Below are 23,753 nucleotides of genomic sequence, written 5' to 3'. Positions count from 1 at the left end.
CCTAACACTGGTCACGTACGAACTGATCGCTCTCTATTCCGGTATATTAGAAAACACACTACATGAGAGCATTAACGTACCACGGCCAGGGAGATGTCCGCGTCGACACCCACCCCGACCCCAAGATCGAACTACCCACTGACGCCATCATCCGCATCACGTCGACCGCCATCTGCGGTTCCGACCTTCACCTCTACGACGGCTTCGTACCGATGATGAAGGCCGGCGATATTATCGGCCACGAGCCCATGGGCATCGTGGAAGAGGTAGGATCCGCCGTCAAAAACATCAAGAAAGGCGATCGCGTGGTCGTCTCCTTCACCATTTCCTGCGGGCACTGCTGGTTCTGCGAGCAGGACCTCTACTCCATGTGCGACAACTCCAACCCCAAGGCGGAGAATGCCGTCAAGGCCATGGGCCATTCCCCCGCCGGACTCTTTGGTTTCTCCCACCTGCTGGGTGGTATTCCCGGTGGGCAGGCCGAGTACCTCCGCGTTCCCTACGCCGACCACGGTACCATCAAGATCGAGAGTGACCTTGCCGATGAAAAGGTCCTGTTCCTCTCCGACATTTTCCCCACCGGCTACATGGCCGCCGAGAACGCCCAGATCGAGGAGGGAGATACCGTAGCCATCTGGGGCTGTGGCCCCGTGGGGCTCTTCACCATGAAGAGTGCCTGGATGATGGGGGCCGGCCGCGTAATCGCCATCGATCAGGTGCCCGAGCGCCTCGAAATGGCACGGCAACACTGCAACGTGGAAACCCTGGACTTCTCCAAGGAGGACGACATCGTCGGCAAACTCAACGATATGACCGGCGGCCGCGGCCCCGACCGCTGCATCGACGCCGTCGGCGCCGAATCCCACGCCGCCAACATGGTATCGGCCACCGCCGACAGCCTGAAGCAGACCGCTCACCTCCAATCGGACCATCCCTACGTACTGCAACAGGCGATCATGGCCTGCCGTAAGGGAGGTACGCTGTCTATCCCCGGGGTATATGCACAGAGCGTAACCGTACCAATGGGAGCCGCCATGAACAAGGGCCTCACCTGGAAGATGGGACAGACCAACGTTCAGCACTACATGAAGCCGCTGCTCGAGAAGATCGAAAAGGGAGAGATCGACCCCAGCTTCATGATCACCCACACCGAACCGCTGGAGAACGCCCCGGCGATGTACGCCAAGTTCCGCGATAAGGAAGACGGCTGCATTAAGGTCGTCCTGAAGCCGTAAAACACCACTGTGTGCCCGCCTGGCGGGCAACACTCATTGGCCACGCCGGAGCATTCCGCGCGTGGCCACTTTTTTGCAAAAAAAATCCAACCGTCATGAACGTTACCTTCCTTGGACTGGGCATCATGGGCTCCCGCATGGCCCGCCACATCCTCGCCACCGACCACCGCCTCACCGTTTGGAACCGCTCGCCGGAGCCGGTCAGGGACCTGGTCGACGCCGGGGCCGCATCCGCCGACTCTATTACCGGGGCAGTTTCCGAAGCCGACCTGGTTCTCTCGATGCTCGCTACCCCGGAGGTAGTCCGCAGCGTCGTGCTGGAGGGAGGGGTACTCGAGGCCATGCAGGAGGGCGCCATCTGGGCGGACGCTTCCACGGTCGGTCCGGCCTTTGCCGGCGAAAGCGCCGCGGCGGCCCGGCAGGCCGGGGTCCGCTACCTGGGCGTCCCCGTATCGGGTACCCGCGAACCGGCGGAGCAGGGCACGCTTAAGGTACTGGTCGGTGGCGACGGGCAAACCCTGGAGGAATGCCGTGACGTCCTGGCGGCCTACAGCGATGGAATCGTCCACGTGGGGATGGAGCCGGACCGCGGCGCGGTCTATAAGATCCTCATTAATAACCTGCTGGCCCAGAGCATGGCCGCTTTTTCCGAAACGGTTCGTCTCGGGGAAGCCCTCGGGCTGAGCCACGACTTCCTGCTGGACAACCTCCCCGGCCTGCCCGTCATTGCCCCCTTCGTAAAGAGCAAGGTGGAGAAGATGCGGAGCGGGGATTATTCCGATGCCTCCTTTCCACTTGAATTGATGCATAAGGACGTCAACCTCGTGGTCGAAGCGGCCTTCGCGGCAAACTCCCCGGTGCCCCAGGCCGCCACCGGCCGGGAAATCTACGGACGCGCCAAGGCCGCCGGCCTCGGGCGGGACGACTTCAGCGCCGTACACGGCTGATCGCCTACTTCACCTTCAGGGGCGTAGTAGCGGTCTCTCCACCCGCTTCGAGCTCCAGCGTATAGGTGCCGGCGCGCAGGTAATAGCTCCCGTTTTCGGCGGCCTCCACCGTTACCGGTTTTTTGTTGTCCTTGCGCTCCGCGTTGAGGGCTTCCTGTATCTCACCGGCCTTGTCCGCCGTAAAACTGAGGTCGTACGTGATGGTGTTGAAGCCGCGGGTCAGGTTCACCGCCTGGGTGTGCAATACCGAACCGGCCGCGTTCTTCACCCGCAACTCCGCACCCGCGTCCGCCGCCGGTACGTAGGCCTGCAGGGTGACCTCCGGCGTGGTATCGTCGGTGTACCAGCTCGCCGAGCCGTAGCGGCTGGAGTAGCGCTGGTCGGGGACCTCGGCAAGCGTGAGGGTGGGGGAGGCCGCCCCCGCTATCTGCTGCAGCAGGCCGACGGGGCTGCGGTAGAGACTGCGGCCGTGGGTGCCGACGATCAGGTCGTGGGCCGTGGGTTGAACGACGACGTCGTGGACGGCCACGGCGGGCAGGTCGATGGCGGTGGTAAAGGTGGCGCCGGTGTCCAGGCTGACGTAAAGCCCGTGGTCGGTGCCCACGTAGAGCAGGGCGGGATTGAGGGGGTCTTCCTTGATCACGTTGACCGGTTCGGCGGGAAGATCGGTGCCGATGCGCGTCCAGGTATCTCCGTAATACGTGCTGCGGTAGACGTGGCTTTCGAAGTTGTCGTCGCGGTAGCCGTTCAGACCGAGGTAAACGACGCCCTCCGTGGCGTGGGAGGCATCGACGCGGGCTACCCAAAGGCCGTCGGGAAAGCCCGTGAGGCGCTCCCAGTTCTGGCCGCCGTCGCGGCTGCGGTGCACGCGTCCGTCGTCACTACCGGTATACAGCAGGCCGAAGCGGAGCGGCGACTCGTCGATCGTCGAAAGGGTGCCAAAGGCTACGTCGCCGCGCCTTCCGCCGCCGGTCAGGTCGGGCCCCAGGGTCTCAAAATTATCTCCGCGGTCGAAGCTGCGGTGAAAGTGATTGGAGCCCATATAGAAGATATCGGGCTGGTGCGGGCTGATCAGGATGGGCGTCTGCCAGTTCCATCGGTAGGGGCGCTGGCCGAGCTCGTGCCGCGGGGTGACGTAGGTACGCGTACCCTCTTTCGGGTTAACGCGGTAGTAGTTGCCGAACTGGAAGCCGACGTAGGCCGTCTCGTTGTCCCGGGGATCGACCTCAACCTGCATGCCGTCGCCGCCAAAGAGCGACTTGTAAGGATATTCCCCGTCTTGCTGCCAGCCAAGGCTGGGCGTGTAGTCGTGGGGCCCGCGCCAGGTCCCGTTGTCCTGCAGTCCGCCATAGACCCGGTAGCCGTCGGGGTGATCGTCCACGGCTACCGCGTAGTACTGACCTACGGGCGGCACGTTGGCCTTCAGCCAGGTATCGCCGCCGTTGTAGCTGATGTTGATGCCGCCGTCGTTGCCGTTGATGAGGTGATCGGGCCGGTCGGGATTGATCCAGAGGTAGTGGTGGTCGGAGTGCACGTTGGCGCCATTGGCCCCGCTCCAGGTCTTGCCGCCGTCGGTCGACTTGACGATGGGTACACCCATGGCGTAGATCGTCTGCGGATTATTGGGATCCACCGCCAGGGAACCGAAGTAGTAGCCGTAGCTGTAGTAGATATCGTCGAGGTAGTCGTCGTGGGTCCGGCTCCATTTTTTGCCGTCGTTCGTGGAATGGTACAGCTCGAAACCCTTCACCGGTGTCTCGAACAGGGTGCTGTTAGCGTCTTCAAGGTACTCGACGAGCTGCAGGGGCGTAAGGTCACCGTCCTCGACCCGCTGCCGCACGGTGGCGGCGTCGAGCTCCCGCGGGAAGCCGTTGGAGCGCAAAAAGTCCTCCAACAGGTAGGTTTCCAGGCGCAGCAGATCTTCCTTGGGCATGGTCCGCAGCTGGTTCTTGGTCAGGGTCGTGGAATCGGGAGCTTCCGGGTCACGCAGAAAGTAATTATCGAGACTGGCGTACAGGTGACGCCGCCCCCGCTTGTCGTAGCTGACGGCCAGGCCGATGCGGCCTACGCCCTCACCGACCGGGAAGCCCGCGCCTTCCGTGGATAGTAGCGACCAGGTGCGTCCCGCATCGGTACTGCGGTAGATGCCGGAACCGCGGCCGCTCTCCGTGAAGTCCCACGCCTTGCGTTCGCGCTGCCAGGCGGCGGCGAAGAGTTCGTCGGGTTTGCGGGGGTCGCGGATCAGGTCCACCACGCCGGTACTGTCGTTGATGGCCAGGGTCTGCTGCCAGGTGGCCCCGCCGTCGGTTGTGCGGTACACACCGCGCTCGGGATTGGGGCCGTACAGGTGCCCCAGCGCGGCTACCCAGACCCGGCGGGGATCCTTCTGGTCAACGATCACGCGACCGATGTGGTGCGTTTCGTCAAGGCCCAGGTGCTCCCAGCTTTCTCCTCCGTCGGTACTCTTGTACACGCCATTGCCCGCGTAGGAGCTGCGGCTGCTATTGACCTCGCCCGAACCCAGGTAGATGGTACCGCTCGGCCAGTGCACGTCCAGGTCGCCGATGGTCATGACCGCCTCCTGCTGAAAGAGGGGCGTAAAGGTGCTGCCGTTATCAAGTGTCTCCCAGAGGCCGCCGCTGGCGTAGGCTACGTAAAAGTGGGTGGGATCGGTGGGGTCCACGGCTACGTCGGCCACCCGGCCACTCATGATGCTGGGACCGATATTGGTAAAGGGTAGTCCCTGCAGGGGAGACGCCTCGCGGAGGGCCGTCCGTTGGGTATACCCGGCTTCCCGCTCGGCGGCGGGCGTCGGCCGTTGGGCGCGGACGCAGGTGCAAAGGAAAAGCAGGAACAGGCAGAGAATCCGGTTACGAGGCATGGGGGGCAATTTGACCCCCAAGGTAACTGTGGGATAGCAACCAGCAAAAACCGGAACGGAGCTCAACCGGCGTGTCGAGCGATAAGAACACCAGTGAACTTGGCCAGACTGCGTTCACAGCGTCTCTCTAACAAATAAAACAGTCAAGGCGGTGGGTACCCGTCGCCGTAACGTCGGAGAGTCCGTTCCGTTAGGTTTTATAATCCGCAAAAAAGGGTTGTCAGGATTGGGGTCCGCTACGCAGCGCGTAGCCCAGGTAATATAAGCATAATATCAATATGTCTTCATAGCGGGGACAAAAGTTTCGGTGGCCCCAAAATCACGAGAGCGACCGCCACCCGAAGGTGACGGCCGCTCTCACGATGATATCAGGCGGGAGTTACCGGTTAGTTGCGGGGCGTCAGCACGCCGTCGATGGCGTGGATGATTCCGTTGCTGGCTTCAATATCGGTGTCGGTTACGGTGGCGTACTCGCCGTTTCCGTCGGTCAGGATGACGTTGTCACCGTCCATGGAAGCGATCAGGCTGCTGCCGCTAATGGTTTGGATGCGGAAGTAACCGTTGCTCTTTTCAATGGCCTTCATCAGGTCGGCGGCGGAGATCTTGGAAGCGATCACGTGGTAGGAAAGCAGGGTCTTAAGCATGTCCTGATTTCCGGCCTGCATCAGCATGTTAGAGGTGCTGTCGGGCAGGGCGTCAAAGGCAGCGTTGGTCGGGGCGAACACGGTGAACTCACCGTTGCTGTTCAGCAGGTTGACCAGGTCGGCCGACTTGGCGGCGGTGACCAGCTTGCTGAAGTTGCTGTTGCTGGAGGCTACCTCGGCGATGGTGGCGTCGGGTGCGGAACCGGTATTGGCGGTGCTGCGGTTCATCGTAGAGGTGGTGGTGTTCATGGCGTCTTCGTCCATGTCGCGGTCGGAGGTGGTCACCTCATTGTAGGTTTCCTTCACTTCTTCCTTGGCACCTTTATAGGCACTCGAAGCGGTGTTGGCTACGGCATCGGCGGCGTTGCCAATGGCGTTTCCTACTTCCTTACCGGTTTCCTTTACATCTCCCCACAGACCTTCGCTGGAGTCCTTGGCGTCCTTTTCCATGGCCTGCATGGCCATATCGGAATCGGTGGCCAGGCTGGCTACGTCTACGTTTCCGGGTACCAGCACTTTGTCGATTACGTGAACGACTCCGTTGCTGGCAACAATGTCGGCCTGGGTTACGGTGGCGGTGCGACCAGCGGCGTCCTTGATCATCACCTTACCGTTCTGTTCGGTTACGGTAAGGTCACCGTGGAGGGTCTGGGGCGAGATCTGGCCGTTGTCGGCGTCGGCTACCTTAGTAGCGATGTCACTGGCCCTCACCAGGTTGGGCGAGACGTGGTACATCAGCAGGTACTTCAGCGAGTTGGCGTTCTCCGGCTTCATCAGGTTATCCAGTACACCGGCGGGCAGGGCCTCGAAGGCGGCGTTGGTCGGGGCGAAAACCGTGAAGCTGGCGCTTGCGTCGGAAAGGGGTTGATCATATCCGGTAGCTTTCAGGGCCTTTACCAGGATGCTGAGGTCGGGGTTTTCCGCCGCCAGCTGAGCGATCGTCTGGGCATCGCCCATATTCGATTGGCTCATGTCGTCGGTCGATCCCGAGTTGGTCATCGGGGTTTGTGCGGAAAGATTAGAAGGCGTAAGCGCTGCGACCACAAGCAGGGCCAGCAGGGTGGATAATATAGTTTTCATCTTTGAAGGTTTTGTAAACAGAAATATGCTAGAATCCGGAATACCGGATGTTGGTACCTCTAAAACGTGACCCCCGGTGGCGATGTTCGGAAACGCGCCGGCGCCGGCCCACTCCACCGAATCCTTCCCCGGCGGTGCACATATTCCCGGGGGAGGCGTATCTATGGCGAATCGCAAAAATTACACCCATGCTCAGTACCCTGAACCCCACCACCACCCTCAGCTGGAAAGAACTCGAGATCCACGCTCACGAGATGCAGCAGCGGCACATGAAGGACCTCTTCGCGCAGGACCCGGAGCGGTTCGCCTCGCTCAGCCAGCAGTTTGAGGACATCCTGGTGGATTATTCCAAAAATATCCTTACCCAGGAAACCCTGGACCTGCTGACCCGGCTGGCCGAGGAATGCGGCGTCAAGGAGGCTACCGAGAAGATGTTTACCGGCGAGGTGATCAACGGTACCGAGCAGCGGGCCGTCTTGCACGTCGCGCTGCGCAACCGAAGCGGGGAGCCCATCCTGGTGGACGGCCAGGACGTGATGCCGGAGGTGAAGGAGGTACTGGACCGTATGAAACGCTTCAGCGACCGCGTCCACGCGGCCGAACACGTCGGGTATACCGGCCGGCCGCTCACCCAGGTGGTCAATATCGGTATCGGGGGGTCGGATCTCGGTCCGGTCATGGTGACCGAGGCCCTGAAGCCCTACTGGATCGACGGCCGCGAGGTCTATTTCGTTTCCAACATCGACGGCACCCACCTCACCGAGGTGCTGAAGCAGGTCGACCCCGAAACCACGTTGTTCCTGGTGGCCTCCAAGACCTTCACTACCCAGGAAACGATGACCAACGCCCGCAGCGCCAGGCAATGGTTTCTCGATAACGGCGGCAGTCAGGAGGACGTGGCCAAGCACTTCATCGCGCTGTCCACTAACGCGGAGGGCGTGAAGGACTTCGGCATCGACGAAGAGAACATGTTCGGTTTCTGGGACTGGGTGGGCGGCCGCTACAGCCTTTCCAGCAGTATCGGCATGAGCATTGCCCTGACGGTGGGATTCGACAACTTCGGCAAATTGCTGGACGGACTCCACAGCATGGATGAGCACTTCCGCCACGCCCCCCTGGAAGATAACCTGCCCGCCAAGCTGGCGCTGATCGGTATCTGGTACACCAACTTCTGGGACGCCGAAACCGAGGCCATACTGCCCTACGACCAGTACATGCACCGCTTCCCCGCCTATTTCCAGCAGGGTAATATGGAAAGCAACGGAAAGAGCGTGGACCGCGACGGCAACCCCATCGAGGACTACGACACGGGCCCCATCATCTGGGGCGAGCCCGGCACCAACGGGCAGCACGCCTTCTATCAGCTCATCCACCAGGGCACGCGGATCATTCCCTGTGACTTCATTGCACCCGCGGTATCGCACAACCCCCTGGGCGAGCATCACCCGATCCTGCTGAGCAACTTCTTCGCCCAGACGGAAGCGCTTATGAATGGCAAAACCGCCGCCCAGGTGGAGGAGGAGCTGCAGGCCGACGGGAAGAGCGACGATGAGATCGCCAAGCTGGTGCCCTTCAAGGTATTCGACGGAAACCAGCCCACCAACAGCCTGCTGGTGCGGCAGATCACCCCCTACACCCTCGGGCAACTGATTGCCCTCTACGAGCACAAGATCTTCGTACAGGGCGTGATCTGGAACATTTACAGCTTCGACCAGTGGGGCGTGGAGCTCGGTAAGCAACTGGCCAAGGCCATTCTGCCGGAGCTCAAGGGAAGCGAGCAGGTCAGCAGCCACGACAGCAGCACCAACGGACTCATCAACGCCTTTAAAGAGTGGCGAAAATAAGGCGCCGTTAAAGCGGGGCAGCGGGGGGATAAAGCCGCAGGAGTCAAGTACTTTTGCGGCCCGCAACGGGATGCCCCCCGTTGCCCGACCAACCGTAGTACCCTATGAAAGACCGCAGCCTCGCCGGAACCCTGGCCTTCCTGATTTTCGAGGTCCTGGTCCTCGCGCTGGGGATCTACCTGATCCAGTTCGACGACCGTATCCTTTATACCACGGGCCGGCCCGAATTTTGGCGGGTGCTGCTCTATTTCGTGATGACGGTCGCCGTGCTGAACATCATCACCCGCTTCATCAAGTGGCTCTACCAGCAGCAGAATTACGCCAAGCGGCGGGGCGCGAAGAACTTCATCTACGGGGTCGAGAATATCCGCAAGCTGCTACTCTTTGGGGTGGTGGTCTTCACCATCTTCAGCTTGCTGGGTATCGATTTCCGTACGCTCTTCACCTCGCTGAGCATCGTGGCGGCGGCCATCGCCATCGTCAGTAAGGACTTCGTGAACGACCTCATCGTAGGGATTTATTACAGTTTTACCGATGTTTTCGAGGTCGGCGACTACGTGAAGTTCTATACCTACCGGGGGCGGGTGGCCGACATCGGCCTGCTGAAGGTGAAGATCATGAACGACAACGACGACGTGGTCATTCTCCCCAACGGCAAGGTGTACACCAGCGAGATCATCAACTACACGCGGCGCGACGTACGCCTGCTGAGCATCGACTTCGAGATGGACATCCGGGCCATCCAGGACGTGGACAGCCTGGAAAGTGAACTGACCGAATCCATCGCGCAATTCGCCGACGTGATCGAGCCCGACAGCTACCTGCTGAAGATCGTGGAGGTAAAGAAGGACTTTATGGAGCTGAAGTTTCAGTTTCGTCTGATGAGCCTCGACCGGGAGCGGCAGCGGGACATCAAGCGCCAGGTAGTACGCAAAGTCTTCAGCTACGTCAGCTCCCATAAGCCCAAGTAAGCACGGCGCAAGGTCCGGCACCCTCACGACAACGCTGCCGGTAACCGGCCGGCGATCCGGGCGGTTGTAGTACCTTAAGCACCTACTAATTCAGCTTTCCGTATGCGTTTAATATTCTGCCTGCTGGTGGCCGCCGCTTCCGCCAATCTCCTCGCCGACGACGGCTACCGACTGTGGCTCCGCTACGACCCCATCGCCGATACCCAACTGCGGAATACCTACGCACGACAGCTCGGCCGACTGTACGTCGAGGAGGGGACCGATACCACGTCGGCCACTCTGGCGGTAACGCTGCGGGAATTACGCAATGGATTGCAGGGTTTGCTGGGATCCGGAATGCTGACGGGAACGTCCGAAGACGGGAAGCCCGGGCTTACGCTGGCCCGCGTCAGCGACGGTGAGGTGGGGCCGGAAGGCTACCGCCTGCAGCAGAACGCAGGCGGACTACGGCTATCGGCCAGTGACGACGCGGGTTTTTTGTACGGCACCTTTCACCTGCTACGCCTTCTGCAGACCGGCAGCTCACTGGACGGCCTGGACAATACGGAGGAACCGGCCAAGGAAATCAGGATTCTCAATCACTGGGATAACCTGGACGGTACCGTGGAGCGCGGCTACGCCGGATTCTCGATCTTCGACTGGCACACCCTGCCCGAGGTGATCGACCAGCGCTACATCGATTACGCCCGTGCCTGTGCTTCGGTGGGCATCAACGGTAGCGTAGTGACCAACGTGAACGCCAATGCCCTGATCTTCCGCGACGACTACCTCGACAAGGCCGCCGCTCTCGCCGACGTGTTTCGGCCCTACGGCATCAAGCTGTACCTCACGGCCCGCTTCAGTGCTCCGATGGAGCTCGGGGGACTGGACACGGCTGATCCCCTCGATGCCGACGTGATCGCCTGGTGGAAGGAAAAGGCGGATGAGATTTACAAAAGGATCCCAGACTTCGGCGGCTTCGTGGTGAAGGCGAACAGCGAAGGACAGCCGGGCCCCAACGAGTACGGCCGCACCCACGCGCAGGGTGCCAATACCCTGGCCGATGCCCTGGCACCCCACGGCGGGATCGTGATGTGGCGTGCCTTCGTGTACGGCAGCAACCCCGACGACGACCGGGCCGCCCAGGCCTACGACGAATTCGTACCGCTTGACGGGCAGTTCCGCGACAACGTGCTGGTGCAGGTCAAGAACGGCCCCATCGACTTCCAACCGCGCGAGCCCTTCAGTCCGCTGTTCGGGGCCACCCCCGAAACGCCCCTGTTGCTTGAACTGCAGATCACCAAGGAATATCTCGGACAGGGCACCCACCTGGTCGGACTCGCACCGCTCTTCGCGGAGGTGCTGGACGCGGACACCTACCGCGGTGGGGCCGGCCATACCGTGGCGAGCACCGTAACGGGGCTGGCCGGCGTCAGCAACGTGGGCACCGACCGCAACTGGACGGGCCACCCCTTCAACCAGGCCGACTGGTATGCCTTTGGGCGACTGGCCTGGGAACCTACCCTGACCCCCGAAGCCATCTACACCGAGTGGGCGGCCATGACCTGGAGCCACACCGCGGCCGTCCAGGATGCGGTCACGGAGATGCTGCTGGCCTCCCGCGAGATCTGCGTCAACTACATGACGCCGCTTGGGCTGGCCCACCTGATGGCCACCGGCCACCATTACGGCCCCGGCCCCTGGGTGGCCAACCTGGGCCGGCCCGAGTGGAACCCCGCCTACTACCACCGGGCCGACAGCGCGGGGATCGGGTTCGACCGCACGGCTACCGGCAGCAACGCGGTGGCCCAGTACGCGCCGGAAGTGCGGGACCGCTTTGCCGACCCGGCGACCTGTCCAGAAGATCTGCTGCTCTGGTTCCACCACCTGCCGTGGGATTACCAGATGGACAGCGGCAACACCCTCTGGACCGAACTCTGCCTGAAGTACCAGTCCGGCGTGGAGGGTACGGAATGGCTGGCCGAAAAGTGGGCCGCCCTGGAGGGCGAGGTGGACGCGGAACGCTTCACCGAAGTCAGCCAGTTGCTGAAGGTACAGCAGCGGGAAGCCGCCTGGTGGCGCGACGCCAGCCTCGCCTACTTCCGGTCGCTCAATGGGCTACCGCTGCCGGAAGGCGTGCCGGAGCCGGCCCACGACGTCGAGTACTACAAAGGTCTGCGTTACCCCTACGCTCCGGGCATCGCGCCGCAATGGTAGGCGCCTACCGCAGATCGATGTGCCCGATGCCGATGCCGTGGGCCCGGGTCCGTTCACTGACGCTAAGTCCCGGGCCTATGCGAATTTGCACCGTCTGAGCCGCGGACAGGTCGAAGGGTTGCGGAGTTTCCGACTCGAAATAATAGGGGAGGAAGGAAGGGTAGGGCCGCGGCATCGTTACCGTCGGTTCCCGGCGCAGCCTGGAGAGGGGGATGAGGTGTTCCCGGCGCTCCGGCGTCAGGGTGACCGGGGCGGCGTAGCTGGTCCCGTCTTCGAGAACGAGCGCTACCTGTACCGTTTCGGTGGACTCGCTGAGGGAACGGCCGGTGACGACGAGCGTAGAATAGTCGGGAAGCTCCGTTGCGGGCAGTCGGTCGTCCAGGAAGTGGGCGATCGTATAGTCCGCAACCGGGCTTGCCGTCGTGTTTTCGGGGTCGACGGGTGCGAGTTCCTCCACGGTCACGTGTAGCTCGTCTTCTCCGCCCGCCCCCACGGGATACCGCGACAGGCTCGGTAACCACCGGGAATAGGCCAATTTCTCAAAGTCTCTCCCCGCGTCGAACAGCCGTAGCGGCGTTCCCTCGGGTACGACGCGGATTCGGTAGGGCAGGTCGGCGTAGAAATCCCACGCGTACGGCGAGCCCGCCGCGTCGGCGGGGAAGGTGCGTACGGAATCGCCCGCGGCCACGGTCAGGAAATAGGTAAGGTAACCGGCCATCATCCGGTCGGCGGGTACGGTGCCTGTGTAGGTGAAGCCGCCCCGGTGGGTGAGCTTGATGGGCGGTCCGCCGGCCCCCACCAGCGTGACAGCATCGGGTAAGCCGTTTGGGGTGGTGGCACGTACCTCTATGTGCAGCTCCCGGCCCGCCACGGCGACGGACGGCGCTTCGTGGGTCAGGTAGGTCCGGTCGACCCGTCCGGCCGGTCCCCCGTACTCTCCAACCAGGCGGTTGCCGACCCGGCGGTCCGCGGGCCAAGTCGCGGTCGCATCGGGCTTTCCCAGTAGGTATACGCCGGGGCGGACGGCGAAGCTGTCGCCGGCGACCTCTACGGCATGGTCGTTGCCGGGAGTTACAGGGCTTACGGTAAACGGTCCGGCGAGGCCGGGCAGGCGTACGGACATCCCGCGCAGGTTATGTTGGAGGACCGTCACGGCCTTGTCCGGGCTGTTGCTTCCGTAGGCGTTGCCCACCCGAAAGGCGTCGGGCATCACCTCCAGGCGCCAGGTGGCCGCGTCGAGCCGGTCGAGAAAGTAGGCCCCGGTACCGTCGTAGGTTACTACCGGCGAACTGCCCGTCCCGGCGAGGTGAAGCAGGGAATCGATGGCCCGCGGACCGACAGCAACGTCACCGGAATAGTAGTAAGTTTCCGCTGCGTTCAGGAGCGCCAGGTCGCGCCGGTAACTCACGGTGAAGTCTCCGAAGGTCGTATCCCGCGGGTAGGCGCCGAAGTCCGCGTAGCGGGGCACGCGGTGGAAGACCTCTCCAGCGATCATGAGCCCGATGGCCTTGGCCGGTGTGTAGGCCAGGTTCATGTAGTGGGTATTGTACTCGGTATTGGCGTAGGCCAGGAAGGTGGGGTCGTAGGCGAAGTGGGTGGCCAGCTGGATGCCCGCGCTGCGGAACGACCGGGCCATGGCGGGGTAGGGGTAGGCGTGGTCGATGTCGGCCGGGTCGAACTCGTAGACGATCTTGGCTCCGCCGTTGGCGCGCACTACGCTGTCGAAGGGGATGGCGTAGTCGTCGACGTACGGCAGGGCATTGACCGGCAGGGCTTCGCCGTAGACGAGTCCGGCGGGATACCACTGAAAGGTGCCGCCGTTGATGCCGCCAGCGAAGTAGTCCGGTACCCGCTGTACGCTGTGACTGATGTTGTAGAACACCGGCTTCTCCGTGCCGCTGGCCCGCACGGCTTCAACCATCCGTCGTACGAAGCGCGTCACCTCCGCCGCCGTACCCCGGTGGTGGGGCTCGTTGCTGATCTCCACGGCGATGAGGCGCGGATCGTCGCGGTAGGCCACGCCCGTGTAGGGATTGACGTGGTTCATGAACTGCGTTAGGTAGTTTTCCTGCGCGCGGATAGCCGCTTCATCGGTCAGGCTTGCCGCCTTCCCGTACCGGTGGCTGAAGCCCGGAGTATCTTCATCGGGCTCGGGCCAGCCGTTGCCCCAGAAGGCAATGGGGGTGAGGACGTAGTTGATGTCGCGCTTGGCAAGTTCCGCCAGCAGGTAATCGAAGGCGTTGAGGTGCCGGTTAAAGATGAGATTGCCCAGGGTATCGGAGATCTCGGTGTCCCAGACATGTATGCGGTACAGGTCGAAGCCCATGCGCGCGAAATGATACACGTCGCGGTCGATGGCGCGTAGCGGATCTACGCCCAGCCGTTCGGCCGAGCGGTAGGCGTGGGCGAAGGGTACCGTATAGTTGACGCCGAAGCCGTGAACTTCCGCGTCGGTTCTCGACCACCGGATCACGCCCTGATCATCGACGTAGGCGGGTCCGTGCGCGGGCAGGTCGGACGACTGGCCCCGCAGCGGACCGGAAGCCGTTGCCGTAAAGAGCAGGAAAATGACGACGGTAGACAGGATGCGGTACGACATGGCGGGAAATTTCCGGGGGCGAACGGTTGAACAACAATCCATTCCCTCCCTTTAGCTACGGAACCGCCAAGGTACGCGGCACCCGCGCTTCGCGCCTGATTTGATCCCCCGCATGAGCGACTTCCACCTACTGACCCTCGTACTCTTGCTTATCGGACCGGCCCTGCCCGGCCAGGTGCCGGAGGAAGACTGGACCCGCGAGGCCTGCATCGACTACGCCCTGGCCCACCAGCCCGACCTGCTGGCGGCCCGCGAGGGGCTGGAGCTTACCCGCCTGGATAACCAGATCGCCCTGAGTGACTGGTACCCGGAAGTACTGATCTCCGGCAACCTGCAGCACTACTTTCAGCGCCCCGTTTCCATATTCCCCGATTTCGAGAATCCGGAAAGCGGCGCGACCACCGAAGTGGAGGTGGGCACCATCAACAGCTCGAACCTCAGCCTGCAGGCCCGGCAGACTATCTACAATCCGACGGTCGCCGCCGCCCTGCGCCGGCAGGATCCCCTTGTTGCGGCGGCCCGCCTCGACATCGAGGCGGTGGAGATCGACCTGCGGGAGTCGGTGAGCCGCGCCTGGTACGCCGCGGTCCGCGAGCGGGAGCGGCAGCAACTGCTGCAGTCCGACCTCGATCGCCAGGAGCGGGCCCTGCGCGACGCCCGCCTGCTCTACGAGGAGGGCATCAACGACAAGGTCGACTACAAGCGGGCTACCATCACCCGCAACCGTACGGCCCTCGACCTGCAAAACGCCCTGATTGGTTACCAGAGTCGCGTGGCCGAACTGAAGGCCGCCATGGGCTACCCGGCCAGCCGGGAGCTGGATCCGGCCTACGACATCGACCGCATCACCCTGGAGACCTTCGTTGACAGTTTTCCCGTCCTCCGGCCTACCGACCGGGTCGAGCTGCGGCAACTGGACCTGCAGGATCGCCTTCTCGGGCTCGAGTTGTTGTTTTACCGCCAGTCCTGGCTACCCGATTTCTACCTAGGAGGTACCTACAATATGACGTGGCAGGACAACAGCCTGACCGACCTCTATAACCGCGTATTTCCCAACTCCCTGGCCAGCCTCAACGTAAGCGTACCCCTGTTCAGCGGCGGACGGCGCGGACGACAGGTGCAGCGCCAGCGGGTACTGCAGGATCAACTGGCCTACGACGTGGCGGCCGTCCGCGACCGCATCGACCGGGAGTACCGCGTGGCGGTCAACACCTTCGAGCAGGCGCGTAACGCCTACGAAGTGGCCCGCGAGAACTGGGACCTGGCCGAGGAGATCTACGAGGTGGTCGACCTCCAGTACCGGGAGGGGATCACGCCTTTCCTGAGTGTCATCATTGCCGAGAACGACCTGCAGGCGGCCCGCCTGGCCATCGTCAACAGCCTCATCGACGCCGCCCTGGCCCGGGTAGGCGTACGCTTCGCCGCCGGAACGCTTTAATCCCTTCGACCATGAAAATCTACCCGCTCCTGCTTTTTCCGTTGTTGCTGGCCTGTGGCGGCGGCGGTTCCGATGCCGGGCAGGAAGGTTCGGCGAAGGAGCAGGAGCGCGCCGTTGGGGTTCGCGTGGCGGAGGTGGAGGCCCGCGACCTGGTGTTTTATGAATCTTTTCCCGGGACCGTATCGCCGCTGGAACGGGTGGAGGTGCGCCCCCAGGTGAGCGGCTACATCACGAAGAAGCACTTCGAAGATGGTGCACGCGTCCGCCAGGGACAGCAGCTCTACACCATCGACGTACGCCGTTACGTCGCCGACGTCAACCAGGCCGAGGCGGGCATCGAGGCCGCCCGCGCCGACGTGGCGCTTGCCGAGAAGAACGTGGCCCGCTACCGCCGCCTAGCCGAGGCCGAGGCCATTGCCATCCAGACGCTGGACCAGGCGGAGGCGGAGCTCGAAAGTCGCCGCCAGGCGCTCAACCAGGCGGAGGCCTCCCTCAACTCGGCCCAGACCCAGCTCGACTACGCCGCCATCCGCGCGCCGCTGACCGGCATCACCGACCTGGGAAGCGCGAAGGTGGGTACCCAGGTTTCCCCGGGCAGCCCCGTCCTTACCGCCATCTCCCAGGAAGAACCGGTGGGGGTGGATTTTGCCCTGCCGCAGGACGACATTCCGCGCCTGGCAGGTTTTGAGCAGATGAGCCGGGAGGAGCTGGACTCTACCTTCCGTCTCCGCCTCCCCGACGGGACGATCTATCCGTTCTTCGGCGTCGTCTACGCCAGTGATCAGGCGGTGGACGCCCGTACCGGGGCACTTACGGTGCGGCTGCGTTTCCCTAACCAAACCAATGTATTACGTAACGGCATGAACGTAACGGTGGAACTGCTCAACCGGCAGTCAGGTCGTCAACTGGTGATCCCTTCCAAAGCCCTCGCCGAGCAGATGGGGGAGTTCTACGTGTACACCGTCCGCGACAGTATGGCCTTCCGGCAGAACGTGACAACGGGCGAGCAGGTACGCGACCTGCAGATCGTGCTGGACGGAGTAGAGGAGGGGATGCAGGTCGTCGTGGAGGGCCTGAAGGCCGTCAAGGACAGTTCCCGCGTCAAGATCACTCCCCTGCAAAACTAGCCGCCGGTCATGCTCAAGTTCTTCATCTACCGGCCCAAGGCGGCCATCGTCATTTCCATCGTGCTGGTGCTCGTGGGGGCGGTGTCGCTGATCTCCCTGCCCATCACCCAGTTTCCGCAGATCACGCCGCCGAGCGTCTCCATCAGCGGCACCTACACCGGGGCGGATGCCCGCACGGTGGAAGAAACCACCACCACGCCCATCGAGGTACAGGTGAACGGTACGCCGGGCATGGACTACATCACCAGCAGCAGCACCAACAACGGCGTAGTCAGCATCGACGTCACCTTCGAGTTGGGTACCGACATCGATATTGCCGCCCTCGACGTACAGAACCGGCTCGGTATTGCCGAGCCGGTGCTTCCGGAGGCCGTACGGCGACTGGGGCTGACCGTCCGCAAGCGAAATCCGGGACTCTTCATGCTGGTGGCCCTGCAATCCCCGAACGGAACCCACGACGCCGAATTTCTCGACAATTACGCCAGTGTCTACGTGAAGGACCGCCTGCTCCGGGTGGAGGGGATCGGCGACGCTTTTGCCGTCACGAAGGACTTCAGCATGCGCCTGTGGCTGTACCCCGACCGGATGGCCCAGCTCGGCCTGACCCCGGACGACGTGATCGCGGCCGTGCGCAACCAGAACCTGCAGGTGGCGGCCGGATCGGTGGGGGCACCCCCGCAGCCCTACGACCAAGCGTTCGAGTACACGGTGTTTCTCGATGGCCGCCTGGAGGAAGTTTCGGAGTTCGAGAACATCATCATCCGCAACGACCCCGCCAGCGGCGGTCTGCTGCGCATTAAGGACGTTGGCCGCGTGGAGCTGGGTACCTTCACCTACGGTAACCAATCGCTGGTCAATCACGAGCAGGGGGCCATCCTGATCCTGTACCAGGCTCCCGGCAGCAACGCCCTGGCCACGGCCAAGGGGGTCTACGCCGCCCTGGACGAGCTCAGTGCGGACTTCCCGCCGGACGTGACTTACCAGGTACCCTACGAGGCGGCCTCCGTGGTGGAGGTGTCCATTCGCGAGGTGGTCAATACGCTGCTGATCGCCCTGGCCATTGTAGCCTTCATCGTATTTCTGTTCCTGCAACGGTGGCGGGCCTCCCTCATTCCGTTACTGGCGATCCCGGTCTCCATCATCGGTGCGCTGATCTTCTTCAGTCCGCTGGGTTTCAACATCAACACGCTCACGCTCTTCGGCTTCGTACTGGCGATCGGCATCGTGGTGGACGACTCCATCGTGGTCGTGGAGGCCATACAGACCAAACTCGACGAGACCGACCTCAGCGTCCGCGAGGCGACCGCCGCCGCCCTTGACGACGTGGCCACCCCGGTCATCACTACCTCCCTGGTCCTGGTGGCAATATTCGTACCGGTGGCCTTCATCACGGGGCTCACCGGCCAGCTTTACCAGCAGTTCGCCATCACCATCAGCGTAGCCGTACTGCTGTCGTCGTTGGTCGCGCTGACCCTTGCACCCGCGCTCGCCGTCATGTTATTTCGCCGGGAACAGGAACAGCCGCAGTGGCTGGAGAAGGTCTTCCGGCCCTTCAACAAGGGCCTGGACAAGCTGCGTGGCTCCTACGGCCGGGGCCTCGATTGGGTGCTGGGGCACTACTACATCGCGCTCGGCGTACTGCTGGCGTTGCTGGTCGGTACCTACGCGCTGTTCATGATCGAGCCCACGGGCTTCGTACCCACAGAGGACGAGGGCCGCGTATTCGTCACCTTCGAGCTGCCCGAGGCGGCGGCCAACCAGCGGACGCTGGCGGTGATGGAAACCATGATGAGCACCCTGGACACGGTACCCGAGATCGAGTCCTACACCGCCGTGGCCAGCCTCAACGCCATCACCTTCACCGAGCGGTCGAATACGGGTACCTTCTTCGTACAGCTGACCCCCTGGGACGAGCGCAAGGGCGACGACCAGGGCATTTTCGCCATCGTGGGGAAGCTGGAACGCTACTTTTCCACGATCGTCGACGCGCGGGTGGTCGTCATCCCCCCGCCGCCGATCCCCGGTCTCGGGAGTACGTCGGGCTTCAGCTTTATCCTCCAGGACCGGTCGGGCAATGCGTCCGTGGCGGAGTTCGAGCAGACCATGAACGAATTCATCGGGCGGATCAACCAGCGGGAGGAGATCACCGGGGCCTTCAGCTTCTTTACGGCCCAGTCGCCGAGCTACCAGCTTACCGTGGACCGCGTGCGGGCCAAGCAGCTGGACGTGCCCCTCACCAATATCTATAACACCCTGTCTACGTACCTCGGCAGCTCCTACATCAACGACTTCACGCTGTACGGGCGCACCTTCCGGGTGGTGGCCCAGGCCGATACCAACTACCGGGCGGAGATCGAGGACCTGCAGGACTACTACGTGATGAATACGGAGGGTACGATGGTCCCGATGTCGAACCTGATCACCTACGAACTGGGCAGTACTGCTCCCCTGATCAGCCACTACAACCTTTTTCGCTCCGCCAGCATCAGCGGTAATGCCGCGGAGGGCTTCAGCAGCGGTCAGGCCCTGGAGGCACTGCGCGAGGAGGCGGAAATCCTGCCCTCCGGCTACGGCTACGAGTTCTCCGGACTGAGCAAGGAGCAGGCCGAGTCGGGCTCCACGACCATCTACATCTTCGCCTTTTCCATCGCGCTGGCCTTCCTGATCCTCGTGGCCCTCTACGAGAGCTGGACGGTACCCTTCGCCGTATTGATGGCGGCCCCTACGGGCGTGTTTGGGGCGTTGCTTACGCTGTGGTTGCTGCCGGACATCGACAACAATGTATACGCACAGATCGGGCTGATCACTATCGTGGGGCTGGCGGCCAAGAACGCCATCCTGATCGTTGAATTTGCCAAGCAGAAGGTGGAATCCGGCATGGACATCGGCGAGGCTACCGTAGCCGCGTCCCGCGAGCGACTGCGGCCCATCCTGATGACCAGCGCCACCTTTGTTTTCGGCATGATCCCGCTTGCCCTGGCCAGCGGTGCGGGGGCTAATTCGCGGCAGACCATCGGCTTCGTGGTGATCGGCGGCCTAGTGGCCGTTACGGGGCTGGCGATCTTCTTCGTACCGGTGCTTTACGACCGCATCACGCGGCTGGCGTACAGCGACGAAGAACTGCAGGCCTTCAAAAAGGAGGGTGGGGGAGAAGAGGAGTAGGCTAGATCTTGCGCCGCTTGACCATGCCGCCGTGCACGTCGTTGATGCTGTTCATGGTCACGAAGGCGCGATCATCGATCTCGCGGATCACCTTCATGGCCCGGTGGATCTCGAGGCGGGTAATGACCACGTAGAGTACCTGCGACTCCGGACGGTCCGTGGGGGCCCCGTAGCCGCCCTGCCCGCGCAGTTGCGTCACGCCGCAGCCTACTTCGGTGATCAGGGCATCGCGGATGGCGTGGTTTTGGGGGCTCATCACGAACACGCCAGTGTACTCTTCCACGCCGTCGATGATGAAATCGAGCGCCTTGGAGGCTACGAAGTAGGTAAGTACGCTGTACAGGGCCTGCTCCACCGAGAGCAGCAGGGCCGCCGACCCGAAGATCACTACGTTGATCAGGATCACCCAGTCGCTTACCTTGGCCCCGATCCGGCGGCTCAGGTAAATGGCCAGTACCTCGGTACCGTCCAGCACGCTGCCGCCGCGCATCGACAGGCCGATGCCGGTACCCAGGAAGAAGCCCCCGAATACGGAAACCAGCAGGGTGTCATCCGTCAGTTGGGGGAAGTGGACGAAGTAGATGCTCAGGGCCAGCAGCGCGATGGCTGCGGCGGTCTTGACGGCAAAGGTGCGCCCGATCACCTGGTCGGCGAGGTACAGGAAAGGGATGTTGATCACCACCAGCAGGATCGGCAGCGGTACGCCCGTCGTCTGGGACACCAGCAGGCATACCCCGGTCACCCCGCCGTCGATGAAGTGATTGGGAAGGAGGAAGCCTTCGAGTCCGAAGGCGGCCAGGGCTACCCCCAGGACGATGAAGAGCAGGTCGGCGAAAGAAAGATTGGGCAGGTAGTTCATAGCGGGCGGCGGAGCGGGCAAAGATTGAACGCCTTGCGGAATAGTTCGGCCATCAGCGGGTAACTTTACCGCAATTCCCCGACCATGCGCTACCTCTTCCTGGCCTGTCTCGGCCTGCTGGCCTGCTCCGACGGCCCCCCGACCACCCCCGAAACCCGGCCCGTCGAGTACCCCAACGCGGGGAATACGGCCATCTACGACGTCGACCCCGATGACCCCTACGAGATCGATGGCAACCGCTTTCTTGACCTGCGGCCGGGGGAACCGCTCAGCGAAAGCCAGTACCTGATCGACGCGGGCCTCGTCGACACCGAGGAGGGGCAGGCGGACCGCTACCACATTCGCGGCGACCGCAACGATACCCTGGGTTACCTCCTGCAGCCGCCGGGCGACCAGCAGATCGGAAATATCTACATTACTTCTCCGGACGTGGTGACCACCAACGGCCTGCGCGTCGGCGTGACCCTGGCCGACCTCCGGGAACGCCTGGGCCGGCTGGAGTTCTCCCGGGTCCCGTACGGCACGGCCATCGTAGCTGCCCGGGACGGTATGGGCTTTGTACTGGAATTCTACCAGCCCGACCTTGGAGCGCCGCTGCCCGAAGTTCCCGACAGCATCCCGGTACAGGCCCTCATCATCCTGCAGTAGGGTGCGGCCGGCGATCATCCTGCTGGCGGCCGGTCGCTCGTCGCGTATGGGCACCGCCAAGCAGTTGCTCCCGTGGGGCGACACGACGCTGATACGTCACGCGGCCCGGTGTGCGTTGGCCGTGGAGGTAGCTGATGTATTCGTAGTAGTGGGGGCGGAAAGGGAAGCGGTAGTCAAGGAGTTAACAGGATTGAACGTAAGGATTATTTACCATTCAGGTTATGCCGGGGGGCTGGGCAGTTCCCTTGCGGCGGGTGCTACGGCCGTGACTGGAGCCACCCCGGATGGATACACCCACGTGCTGGTGCAACTGGCCGATCAGCCGGCCGTGACCGCCCCTTACCTCAAGGTACTGCTGAGAGAGGCCGCCGTGCAGGATACCCTGGTCGCGACCGCCTATCCCGGACGCCCGGGCGTACCGGCCGTGTTTCCGGCGCGCTACGTTGCGGAGCTCCGTGCGTTGGGCGGGGACGCAGGTGCGGGGAAAGTGCTGCGGGCCGCGGGCGAAGCGGTACACCTCATCCATCCGCCCTTCGATTTGTTTGACCTCGACACGCCCGAAGATTACCGCCGCCATGAAGGAGATTCGTAACATCATTGCCCTCTACGACCAATTGCGCGAGCAGAGCACCCCCAGCGCCCTGGCCACGGTGGTCAGCGTGGAGGGTTCCTCCTACCGCCGCATCGGGGCGAGGCTGCTGGTGGGGGCCGACGGGCGCTATACCGGGGGCATTAGCGGAGGTTGCCTCGAAGGGGATGCCCTGCGCCGGGCCCAGCGGGCCATCCACCAGGATCAGCCGTCCAAGCGTATCTACGACACCCTGGACGGTGATGATCGCGAGATCGGCATCGGTTTAGGCTGTAACGGCCGCATCGAGGTGCTCTTCATCCCCCTTGATTACGCGGATCCGGACAACCAGGCAGAAATTCTTCGTGCCCGCACCGACACCCGCGTTCCCCGCATTCTGGTGCAGACCGTGACGGCACCGCCCGGGGAAGCCCTTACCGGCCGGCTGCGGGAGATTCCGGCGGAGAGCGTGGAACTCCCCCACGGTCGCAGTACCGTAGTCGACTACACGGATGATGCCGGGCGCACCTGGCAGCGGCTCTACGAACGCCTGCGGCCCGAGCTCCACCTCATCGTGGTCGGCGACAACTACGATATCCTGCCGCTGGCCACTACCGTCCGCTACCTGGGCTGGCGCTGCAGCGTGATCGGCACCCGCCGGAAATTCACCGCCGAACTCTCCGCCACCGTCGAGCGCCTGTACGACTACAGCCAGGCGGCCTCGCTGCCGATCGACGACTACACCGCCGTAGCGTGCATGTCCCACGACTTTCACCGGGATAAGGAAATGGTGCAGGTCTTTCTACCGCAATCGCCCCGCTACCTGGGGTTGCTTGGCCCCCGCAAGCGCACCCGCAAGATGGACGCCGAACTGCTCGAGGAATCGAATGTCCGCCTGCTAGCGTACCCGCACCTTTACAGCCCTATCGGACTTGACATCGGGGCCGAAACGCCGGAGGAGATCTCGGTGGCGGTGGTTACGGAAATCATCAGTGTGTTCCGCGACCGGTCCGGCACCCTGCTCAGGGACCGGGAGGGTACGATCCACGCCCGCTAACTTCGGGTGGAGGGCCTCCGGCCCGATCTCATCCTTTCCGCTCGCTACGCTCGCGCATTAGTCGGGCCGGAGGCCTTCAACCCGACAGGAGTATGTGACGGTACTCGCCCCTTTCGGGTGGAGGGCCTCCGGCCCGATCTCTTCCTTTCCGCTCGCTACGCTCGCGCATTGTTCGGGCCGGAGGCCCTCAACCCGACACGAGTTTGTGACGGTGCTCGCCCCTTTCGGGTGGAGGGCCTCCGGCCCCATCTCCTGCTTTCCGCTCGCTACGCTCGCGCATTAGTCGGGCCAGAGGCCCTCAACCCGACACGAGTTTGTGACGGTGCTCGCCCCTTTCGGGTGGAGGGCTTCCGGCACGATCTCCTGCTTTCCGCTCGCTACGCTTGCGCATTGTTCGGGCCGGAGGCCCTCAACCCGACACGAGTTTGTGACGGTGCTCGCCCCTTTCGGGTGGAGGGCCTCCGGCCCGATCTCCTGCTTTGCGCTCGCTACGCTCG

General features: G+C 63.0%; 15 protein-coding genes. 11 read left to right on the top strand and 4 right to left on the bottom strand.

Annotation, left to right across the window (positions count from 1 at the left end; translation table 11 throughout):
* Positions 1 to 62: 62 nt before the first annotated feature.
* Positions 63 to 1,235 (top strand): zinc-dependent alcohol dehydrogenase, encoded by a 1,173-nt coding sequence (locus tag DQG19_RS02605; protein WP_116124657.1) that lies wholly within the window; start codon positions 63 to 65, stop codon positions 1,233 to 1,235.
* Positions 1,236 to 1,330: 95 nt separating this feature from the next.
* The gene (locus tag DQG19_RS02600; RefSeq protein ID WP_116124656.1) at positions 1,331 to 2,182 is read left to right on the top strand and encodes an NAD(P)-dependent oxidoreductase; all 852 of its coding nucleotides are present in this window, start codon (positions 1,331 to 1,333) and stop codon (positions 2,180 to 2,182) included.
* A 4-nt stretch (positions 2,183 to 2,186) separates the two neighbouring features.
* On the opposite strand, the gene DQG19_RS02595 is transcribed toward DQG19_RS02600, so the two are convergent.
* Together DQG19_RS02595 and DQG19_RS02590 are read right to left on the bottom strand one after the other, a co-directional pair.
* Complete coding sequence (locus DQG19_RS02595) at positions 2,187 to 5,063, bottom strand: WD40/YVTN/BNR-like repeat-containing protein (protein ID WP_116124655.1); 2,877 nt, start codon at positions 5,061 to 5,063, stop codon at positions 2,187 to 2,189.
* 386 nt (positions 5,064 to 5,449) lie between these two features.
* Positions 5,450 to 6,787 carry a fasciclin domain-containing protein gene (locus DQG19_RS02590; RefSeq protein ID WP_116124654.1) on the bottom strand — a complete coding sequence of 446 codons (1,338 nt, stop codon included), beginning with the start codon at positions 6,785 to 6,787 and terminating at the stop codon, positions 5,450 to 5,452.
* A gap of 188 nt (positions 6,788 to 6,975) precedes the next feature.
* On the opposite strand from DQG19_RS02590, the gene pgi reads away from it, so the two are divergent.
* From pgi to DQG19_RS02575, 3 genes are all read left to right on the top strand, one after another.
* Complete coding sequence (gene pgi, locus DQG19_RS02585; RefSeq protein ID WP_116124653.1) at positions 6,976 to 8,631, top strand: glucose-6-phosphate isomerase; 1,656 nt, start codon at positions 6,976 to 6,978, stop codon at positions 8,629 to 8,631.
* A gap of 104 nt (positions 8,632 to 8,735) precedes the next feature.
* Positions 8,736 to 9,602, top strand: coding sequence for a mechanosensitive ion channel family protein (locus tag DQG19_RS02580; RefSeq protein WP_116124652.1), 867 nt, complete (start codon positions 8,736 to 8,738; stop codon positions 9,600 to 9,602).
* A 102-nt stretch (positions 9,603 to 9,704) separates the two neighbouring features.
* On the top strand, positions 9,705 to 11,798 hold the full coding sequence (locus DQG19_RS02575; RefSeq protein WP_116124651.1) for an alpha-glucuronidase family glycosyl hydrolase: 2,094 nt from the start codon (positions 9,705 to 9,707) through the stop codon (positions 11,796 to 11,798).
* A gap of 4 nt (positions 11,799 to 11,802) precedes the next feature.
* Here DQG19_RS02575 and DQG19_RS02570 read toward each other — a convergent pair whose 3' ends face one another.
* Positions 11,803 to 14,397: a hypothetical protein gene (locus DQG19_RS02570; RefSeq protein ID WP_116124650.1), complete on the bottom strand. Its 2,595-nt coding sequence runs from the start codon at positions 14,395 to 14,397 to the stop codon at positions 11,803 to 11,805.
* Positions 14,398 to 14,509: 112 nt separating this feature from the next.
* Between DQG19_RS02570 and DQG19_RS02565 the strand changes: the two genes are divergently transcribed.
* Genes DQG19_RS02565 through DQG19_RS02555 form a run of 3 tightly spaced genes read left to right on the top strand, consistent with a single transcriptional unit; the run spans position 14,510 to position 20,124 of the window.
* On the top strand, positions 14,510 to 15,835 hold the full coding sequence (locus DQG19_RS02565) for a TolC family protein (RefSeq protein WP_116124649.1): 1,326 nt from the start codon (positions 14,510 to 14,512) through the stop codon (positions 15,833 to 15,835).
* 11 nt (positions 15,836 to 15,846) lie between these two features.
* Positions 15,847 to 16,962 carry an efflux RND transporter periplasmic adaptor subunit gene (locus tag DQG19_RS02560; RefSeq protein ID WP_116124648.1) on the top strand — a complete coding sequence of 372 codons (1,116 nt, stop codon included), beginning with the start codon at positions 15,847 to 15,849 and terminating at the stop codon, positions 16,960 to 16,962.
* 9 nt (positions 16,963 to 16,971) lie between these two features.
* Complete coding sequence (locus tag DQG19_RS02555; RefSeq protein WP_116124647.1) at positions 16,972 to 20,124, top strand: efflux RND transporter permease subunit; 3,153 nt, start codon at positions 16,972 to 16,974, stop codon at positions 20,122 to 20,124.
* A gap of 1 nt (position 20,125) precedes the next feature.
* Here the strand turns inward: DQG19_RS02555 and DQG19_RS02550 are convergent, their stop codons facing one another.
* Positions 20,126 to 20,983, bottom strand: a complete 858-nt coding sequence (locus tag DQG19_RS02550) for a YitT family protein (protein ID WP_116124646.1) — start codon at positions 20,981 to 20,983, stop codon at positions 20,126 to 20,128.
* An 84-nt stretch (positions 20,984 to 21,067) separates the two neighbouring features.
* Between DQG19_RS02550 and DQG19_RS02545 the strand changes: the two genes are divergently transcribed.
* From DQG19_RS02545 to DQG19_RS02535, 3 genes are read left to right on the top strand one after another with little or no spacing between them, the layout of a single operon-like run.
* Positions 21,068 to 21,631, top strand: a complete 564-nt coding sequence (locus tag DQG19_RS02545; RefSeq protein WP_116124645.1) for a hypothetical protein — start codon at positions 21,068 to 21,070, stop codon at positions 21,629 to 21,631.
* A 1-nt stretch (position 21,632) separates the two neighbouring features.
* Positions 21,633 to 22,223: an NTP transferase domain-containing protein gene (locus DQG19_RS02540; protein WP_116124644.1), complete on the top strand. Its 591-nt coding sequence runs from the start codon at positions 21,633 to 21,635 to the stop codon at positions 22,221 to 22,223.
* Positions 22,207 to 23,256, top strand: coding sequence for an XdhC family protein (locus tag DQG19_RS02535; RefSeq protein ID WP_116124643.1), 1,050 nt, complete (start codon positions 22,207 to 22,209; stop codon positions 23,254 to 23,256). The genes DQG19_RS02540 and DQG19_RS02535 overlap by 17 nt, the downstream gene beginning before the upstream one ends.
* Positions 23,257 to 23,753 lie beyond the last annotated feature (497 nt).

This window comes from Lewinella sp. IMCC34183, assembly GCF_003390915.1.
Taxonomy (GTDB): Bacteria; Bacteroidota; Bacteroidia; order Chitinophagales; family Saprospiraceae; genus Neolewinella.
Note: the sequence above shows the minus strand (reverse complement) of the source record. Positions and strands in the feature narration are given on the sequence as shown.